The 7,551-nt window shown below is 52.7% G+C and carries 6 protein-coding genes; all 6 read left to right on the top strand.

Features of this window, described 5'->3' with window-relative positions:
- Positions 1-203: 203 nt before the first annotated feature.
- The 6 genes from BM040_RS20270 (at position 204) to BM040_RS20245 (ending at position 7,404) form a co-directional block, all read left to right on the top strand.
- Positions 204-632: a hypothetical protein gene (locus tag BM040_RS20270; protein ID WP_092105401.1), complete on the top strand. Its 429-nt coding sequence runs from the start codon at positions 204-206 to the stop codon at positions 630-632.
- A 415-nt stretch (positions 633-1,047) separates the two neighbouring features.
- A complete protein-coding gene (locus BM040_RS20265; RefSeq protein ID WP_092105399.1) occupies positions 1,048-1,488 on the top strand; it encodes a MarR family winged helix-turn-helix transcriptional regulator in 441 nt (146 codons plus the stop codon).
- A 17-nt stretch (positions 1,489-1,505) separates the two neighbouring features.
- On the top strand, positions 1,506-3,908 hold the full coding sequence (locus tag BM040_RS20260; protein ID WP_092105397.1) for a 3-hydroxyacyl-CoA dehydrogenase/enoyl-CoA hydratase family protein: 2,403 nt from the start codon (positions 1,506-1,508) through the stop codon (positions 3,906-3,908).
- An 86-nt stretch (positions 3,909-3,994) separates the two neighbouring features.
- Complete coding sequence (locus BM040_RS20255) at positions 3,995-5,173, top strand: thiolase family protein (RefSeq protein WP_092105395.1); 1,179 nt, start codon at positions 3,995-3,997, stop codon at positions 5,171-5,173.
- Positions 5,174-5,206: 33 nt separating this feature from the next.
- Positions 5,207-5,563 carry a four helix bundle protein gene (locus tag BM040_RS20250; RefSeq protein WP_092105393.1) on the top strand — a complete coding sequence of 119 codons (357 nt, stop codon included), beginning with the start codon at positions 5,207-5,209 and terminating at the stop codon, positions 5,561-5,563.
- Between the two features lie 56 nt (positions 5,564-5,619).
- Positions 5,620-7,404, top strand: coding sequence for an acyl-CoA dehydrogenase family protein (locus BM040_RS20245; RefSeq protein WP_092105391.1), 1,785 nt, complete (start codon positions 5,620-5,622; stop codon positions 7,402-7,404).
- Positions 7,405-7,551 lie beyond the last annotated feature (147 nt).

Below are 7,551 nucleotides of genomic sequence, written 5' to 3'. Positions count from 1 at the left end.
TGATCTGTGATTCTGTGAAGCGTGTCTTTTTCATTGCATTATAAAGTTATAGGTTTTTGTAACTTTACAATGGCCGAAGTTCAGGGAAGTCTACAGTCACCTGTCTCTCATGCCAAGGGCAACAGAGTGTAGCTGTAGTTGAGGAATTAAAAGATGCGGAGAAAGAAAAAGACAGTCACTTTGAGAAAATTACGTTTTCTATCATGCAAGGCTTTCGCAATACTGAATTTGATAAAGATGTAGAGATACTCAAGGACGGCACATTCTACTACCGTTTGAGGGAGCGGTACTGTTGCCCAATAAAGGCTAACTATACGGGTAAGTTAGACTCTTTACAGATGAGCAAGGTGTATGCTATACTTGATGTGACAGATTTTAACACCTTAAAGTCGGTACAACCTGATGAGGAGCATGCATCCTACTTCTCTATACTATTTACCATGTATAATGGAGAAGTCCGGATGAAAGGTGCGCTGGATTCTAAAGTATGGGAAGGGATATTGGAGTTGCTGACCATTGTTGAAGGACAAGAGTTTGTGCCTAATAAGAACCATCATTTTAGTACTGCTAAAGATGTTATACTCCCTCCGCCTAATTTTACGCCAAGTCAGGCCTTGCTCGACAGTCTATAAACTTCCAAGGCCCTTCCTCATATAGAAGTGGCTTTCCCACACCTCATACCCTCGCTCGCCTCTGGCGAGTGTGCCCTACCCTGCGGCCTCTGGCCATTAATGACGATACTTTCATACTTGGCATGTAACAAGCGGGGAGGCTGTCTGCGAATCCCCACAATTGCCGGAGGCAAGTTAAACCTACATTACCCGCTACCAAAACCCCTTCAGGATGACAAAAGGGAAATAAGGGAGGCCCTTTCATACTTCCCTGAAACTATAACCACGCGCAGCAGTTAGTATAAAGTATAACTATTCTTTTGCAGATTGTAACATAAGCTCAGGTGCTGCGTGTCTGAGAGCAAATTAATTTTTTGTTAAAAAGGTATGCTTGCATAACAAATTTATTTATATTTGGTATACACCATGTATGACGATGAAGCCGGAAGAAACAGTAGACTATAATTTTAAAGTATGTTGGCACGCCATCTCCCGTATGTATAATGTGGAGGCCGTGAAGAACGATATCACCACCTCCATCGGGTTCGTGCTGCTCAACATTGATCAGGAGCAGGGCACGCCTGCCACCAAAATAGCCCCTCTGCTGGGGCTGGAGGCGCGCAGCCTCACCCGCATCCTCAAGAGTATGGAAGAGAAAAACCTTATCTACAAAGTATCCGACCCGAACGACAAGCGCCTGGTGCGCATCTTTTTAACAGAGAAGGGACTGGAGAAGAAGGAGGTGTCGCGCCAGACTGTGAAGCAGTTTAACCACAAGGTGCGCGAGCAGGTGCCGCAGGAAGAGCTGGATGTGTTTTTGAAAGTATGCGGCCGCATCCAAAGTATGATCGAAAACAAGGAAATCTTTAACCCATAGACAACTATCGCTATTCTATGAAAAGAATTATTAAAAAGGTAGCCGTGCTTGGCTCCGGGGTGATGGGCTCGCGTATCGCCTGCCACTTCGCCAACATCGGGGTGCAGGTGCTGCTGCTCGACATCGTACCGAAAGAGCTGACGCCGGACGAGGAAAAGAAAGGCCTGACGCTGGAAAGCAAGCAGGTGCGCAACCGCATCGTGAACAGCTCGCTGGAAGCAGCCCTGAAATCTAACCCCTCGCCGATTTACCGCAAGGCAGACGCGCGCCTGATACAGACAGGCAACTTTGAGGATAACATGAAGGACATCGCCACCGCCGACTGGACCATTGAGGTGGTGGTGGAGAACCTGAAGATAAAGAAACTGGTGTACGACCAGGTGGAGCTGCACCGCAAGCCGGGCACGCTCATCACATCCAACACCTCGGGCATTCCGATACACCTGATGCTGGAGGGCCGCTCCGACGATTTTAAAAAACACTTCTGCGGCACCCACTTCTTCAACCCGCCACGCTACCTGAAGCTTCTGGAGATCATCCCGACACCGGAAACCGACCCGGCCGTGGTAGACTTCCTGATGCACTACGGCGATTTATACTTGGGTAAGACCACGGTATTGGCTAAAGACACGCCGGCCTTTATTGCTAACCGCGTGGGCATCTACGCCATCATGCAGGGCTTGCAGGTGATGAACAAGCTTGGCCTGAACGTGGACGAGGTGGACCGTATCTCCGGCCCGATCATCGGCCGTCCAAAGTCAGCCACCTTCCGCACGCTGGATGTGGTGGGCCTGGATACCCTGGCAAACGTAGCCAACGGCTTGTACCAGACCGGCGAGAACGATGAGTCCAGGGAGCTCTTCAGGCTGCCGGACTACCTGCAGAAGATGGTAGAGAACAAATGGCTGGGTGATAAGACCGGCCAGGGCTTCTATAAGAAAACAAAGGACGCTAGCGGCAAAACCGAGATCCTGACGCTGGACCTGAACACGTTGGAGTATGGGCCGAAGCAAAAAGCCAGATTCCAGAGCCTGGAAGTACTCAAGCCAATCGAAGACCTGAAGAAGCGTGTGAAAGCCTTCTCCGGCCAGTCCGACAAAGCCGCGCAATTCTTCAACGAGTCGCTCTACGGCCTGTTCCAGTACGTGAGCAACCGCATCCCGGAGATCTCCGACGAGCTGTACAGAATAGACGATGCCATGCGTGCCGGCTTTGGCTGGGAGCTTGGTCCGTTTGAGTACTGGGATGCCATTGGTGCCCGCGAAGGCGTGCAGCGCATGCTCGAGAACGGCTACCAACCTGCCCGTTGGGTAGAGGAGATGCTGGAGCGTGGCAAAGAGTCCTTCTACATTGTGGAGAACGGCCAGCGCCGCTACTACGATATCCAGAGCAAGGAGTATAAAGCCATACCAGGCGCCGAGAACTTCATCATCCTGAATAACCTGCGCGAGAACAAGGTTATCTGGAAGAACACCGGCGCCACTATAACGGACCTGGGCGACGGTATCCTGAACGTGGAGTTCCACACCAAGATGAACACCATGGGCGGCGATGTGATCCAAGCGCTTAACAAGGGCATCGAGCTGGCCGAGAAAGATTTCCGCGGGATGGTAGTGGGTAACCAGGGCGCTAATTTCTCTGCTGGCGCCAACGTGGGGCTAATCTACATGTACGCCCTGGATCAGGATTACGATGAACTGAACATGATCATCCGCCAGTTCCAGAACACGATGATGCGCATGCGCTACTCGGCTATCCCGGTAGTGGGCGCGCCGCATGGCCTGACGCTGGGCGGCGGCTGCGAGCTGAACCTGCACGTGGACCACATCCAGGCGGCCGCCGAGACTTATATGGGTCTGGTGGAGTTTGGTGTGGGCCTGATACCAGGCGGTGGCGGTACCAAGGAGATGACGCTGCGCGCGGCTGATATGTACGCTGACGGCGACATTGAGCTGAACGACTTGAAAAACGTGTTCCTCAACATCGGTATGGCCAAAGTGTCTACCTCGGCCAAAGAGGCTATTGACTTAGGCTACATGCGCCCAAGTGATGGTATTTCCATTAACAGCAATCGCCAGATTGCCGATGCCAAGGCACAGGCCATACTTCTGGCGGAGAGTGGCTATACCAAGCCGGTACCGCGCACCAACATCAAGGTGCAAGGGCGCGGTGCCCTGGGTATGTTCCTGACTGGGGCCAACGCCATGTACACGGGCCGCTACATGTCGGAGCACGACCTGAAGATTTCGCAGAAACTTGCTTACGTGATGTGCGGCGGCGATTTGTCTGCCCCAACCGAGGTGAGCGAGCAGTACCTGCTGGACCTGGAGCGCGAAGCCTTCCTGTCGCTGACGGGCGAGCGCAAAACGCTGGAGCGCATCCAGAGCATCCTGACAACTGGTAAGCCGCTGAGAAATTAATGACTAATGGGTAATGACTAATGATTAAGCTCTTGATGAAAGAGAAATCAAGAATCAGCCATTTAACAATTTAGCAATTCAGAGATATGAACAATGCATATATCGTAGCCGGATACCGTAGCGCCGTGGGCAAGGCCAACCGTGGCGGATTCCGGTTCACCAGACCTGATGACCTGGCTGCTGATGTCATCAAACACCTCATGGCCGCTGTGCCAGCCCTAGACCCCGAGCGCGTGGACGACCTGATTGTGGGCAACGCGGTGCCGGAGGCGGAGCAGGGCCTGCAGATCGGCCGTATGATTTCGCTTCTGGCGCTGCCGATGTCGGTAAGCGGCATGACAGTAAACCGTTACTGTGGCTCCGGCCTGGAGACAATCGCCATTGCTGCCAACCGCATTCAGGCAGGCATGGCCGACTGTATCGTGGCGGGTGGTACCGAATCGATGTCGCTGGTGCCAACAGCGGGCTGGAAAACGGTACCCAACTACAAGATTGCCCAGAAGAACCCGGATTGGTATTTGAGCATGGGCTTGACGGCCGAGGCGGTGGCTGCCGATTACAATGTTTCACGTGAAGACCAGGATGCGTTTGCCTTTAAGTCGCACCAACGGGCCATTAATGCCATCCAAAACGGCTACTTCAAAGACCAGATCGTGCCGGTAACCGTGGAAGAAACCTACGTGGACGAAAATGGCAAAAAGAAGACCCGCTCGTTTGTGGTAGACACCGACGAAGGCCCACGCGCCGATACATCGATGGAGGCTTTGGCCCGCCTGAAGCCCGTGTTTGCCGCAGGCGGTACGGTAACAGCCGGTAACTCCTCCCAGACATCCGACGGAGCCGCCTTTGTGATTGTGATGAGCGAGCGCATGGTAAAAGAGCTGAACCTGGAGCCGATTGCGCGCCTGGTAAGCTACGGTACGGGTGGGGTAGACCCGCGTATTATGGGTATGGGCCCGATTGCCGCCGTGCCGAAAGCGCTGAAAATGGCCGGCCTAAGCCTCAACGACATCGACTTGATTGAGATGAACGAGGCCTTTGCCGCGCAGTCTATCGCCGTGATGCGCCACCTGGACTTTGATCCGGATAAACTAAACATCAACGGTGGTGCCATCGCGCTCGGTCACCCGCTGGGTTGCTCCGGCGCCAAGCTGAGTGTGCAGCTCTTCAGCGACCTGCGCCGCACCGGCGGCAAGTATGGCATGGTGACTGCCTGCGTAGGCGGCGGCCAGGGCGTGGCAGGCGTGTTTGAGCTACTAAAGTAGCTTGACATAAGACTATTTGACAAAGGACAAAAGATGAAGCATAACTTCAGGGAACTGAGAGTATGGCAGGAAGCCATAGCTGTTGCGAAAGAAGTATATTTTCACTCCAGACAGTTCCCTGAATTTGAAAAGTATGGATTGACAAGTCAAGTTAATCGTGCTGTCGTTTCCATCGCTTCAAATATTGCCGAAGGCTCAGCTCGAAGCACTAACAAAGACTTTCGAAATTTTCTGGCTATAGCATTAGGCTCAGCCTATGAAGTAGAAACACAGTTAATATTGGCGAAAGAATTTGGCTACTTGTCCGAAGATAGTCTCAATCATTTGCTCAAGTTGCTCCACAGTCTGGAGAAGAAGATTAGTAATCTGCAAAGTCGACTAAATGATTAAATATTAAGGGATAAAAGTCTTTTGTCCTTTGTCACAAAATCAAAAAACTAAAAACCATGGAAACTAAAACCGCAACTATAAAAGGAGGAGAATTCCTGATAAAGGAGACCAACCCGCAGGATGTGTTTATTCCGGAGGAATTTAACGAAGAGCAGCGTATGATGGCCCAGACCTGTCTGGACTTTGTGCGCGAGGAAGTATACCCGCTGCTGGACAGGCTGGACAACCACGAAGAGGGCCTGATGGAGGGCCTGATGAAGAAGGCCGGGGAACTGGGACTGTTCGCCGTTTCGATGCCGGAGCAGTACGGCGGCCTGGACATGGACTTCAACACCTCGCTGCTGGTGACTGAGTCGGTAGGCGGCGGGCACTCGTTCCCGGTAGCCTTTGCGGCGCACACGGGTATCGGTACCCTGCCCATTTTATACTTTGGTACCGAGGAGCAGAAGAACAAGTATATCCCCAAGCTGGTGAGCGGCGAGTGGACGTCAGCCTACTGCTTAACGGAGCCGGGCTCTGGTTCTGACGCGCTGGCGGCCAAAACCAAAGCTGTGCTGAACGAGGCAGGCACGCACTACATCCTCAACGGCCAGAAGATGTGGATTACCAACGCGGGCTTTGCTGATGTGTTCATCGTGTTTGCGCAGGTAGACGGCGACAAGTTTACAGGCTTTATTGTGGAGAAAAATTACCCGGGCCTGAGCCTGGGCAACGAAGAGCACAAGATGGGTATCAAAGGCTCCTCCACCCGCCAGGTGTTCCTGACAGACTGCGAGGTGCCGAAAGAGAACGTGCTGGGCGAAATTGGCAAAGGCCACCTGATTGCCTTTAACATCCTCAACATCGGCCGTATTAAGTTGGGCGCCGCCACACTGGGTGCTGCTAAGAAAGTAGCAGACCTGTCGGTGAAGTATGCCAACGAGCGTCACCAGTTCAAGCTGCCTATTGCTAAGTTCGGTGCTATCCGCCACAAACTGGCAGAGCAGGCTATCCGCATTTATGGTATAGAGTCAGCTCTGTACCGCGCTGGTATGGACATTTATCACAAAGAGCAGGAGTTGCTGAGCGGTGGCGCGAACGAGAACGAGGCACTGCTGGGTGCTGCCCGCGAGTTTGCCGTAGAGGCCGCCATGCTGAAAGTGGAAGGCTCCGAGGTGCTGGACTACGTGGTAGACGAAGGCGTGCAGATCTACGGCGGCTACGGCTTCTCGGCCGACTACCCGATGGACCGTGCCTACCGCGACTCCCGTATCAACCGCATTTTTGAGGGCACCAACGAGATCAACCGCATGCTCACCGTGGATATGATCCTGAAGAAGGCGATGAAGGGCGAACTCGACCTGATGGGCCCGGCCCAGGCGGTGCAGCAGGAGCTGATGGCTATTCCGGACTTCAGTGAGGAAGAGGAGGGACTGTTTACGGCAGAGCACAAGGCCATCCGCAACCTGAAGAAGGCCATTCTGATGGTAGCCGGCACGGCGGTGCAGAAGTACATGAACTCGTTGGCCAAGGAGCAGGAAATCCTGATGAACATCGCCGACATGGCCATTAAGACTTACGTGGCGGAATCAACGCTGCTGCGCGTAGAGAAACTGGTAAGCCAGAAAGGCGAGGAGGCTGTAGCCAACCAAATCGATATCGTACGTGTAACGGTAAACGATGCAGTGGATACGGCTTTTATGGCCGGTAAAGACGCCATAGCCGCGATGGCCGAAGGAGATGAGCAGCGCCTGCTGTTCATGGGCCTGAAACGCTTCACCAAAAAAGACCTGTACAATACCAAAGAAGCGCGCCGCCGCATTGCTGCCGCCCTGGTAGAGGCAAACGAGTATGTATATTAATTTCTGACCATTTATAGTTAGGGAAAGGCTGTTACCATAGGTAGCAGCCTTTTTTCGTGTCAAAATGAGCATGTATCAAAGTATAAAATGCAAATCAGTGCATCAATTTTATACTTGAGGCAGTAGTAGTCGCAGGCATTTTACGTA

The sequence above is a fragment of the Pontibacter chinhatensis genome, assembly GCF_900113285.1.
Lineage (GTDB): Bacteria > Bacteroidota > Bacteroidia > Cytophagales > Hymenobacteraceae > Pontibacter > Pontibacter chinhatensis.
This window is presented reverse-complemented; position numbering and strand designations above follow the sequence as displayed.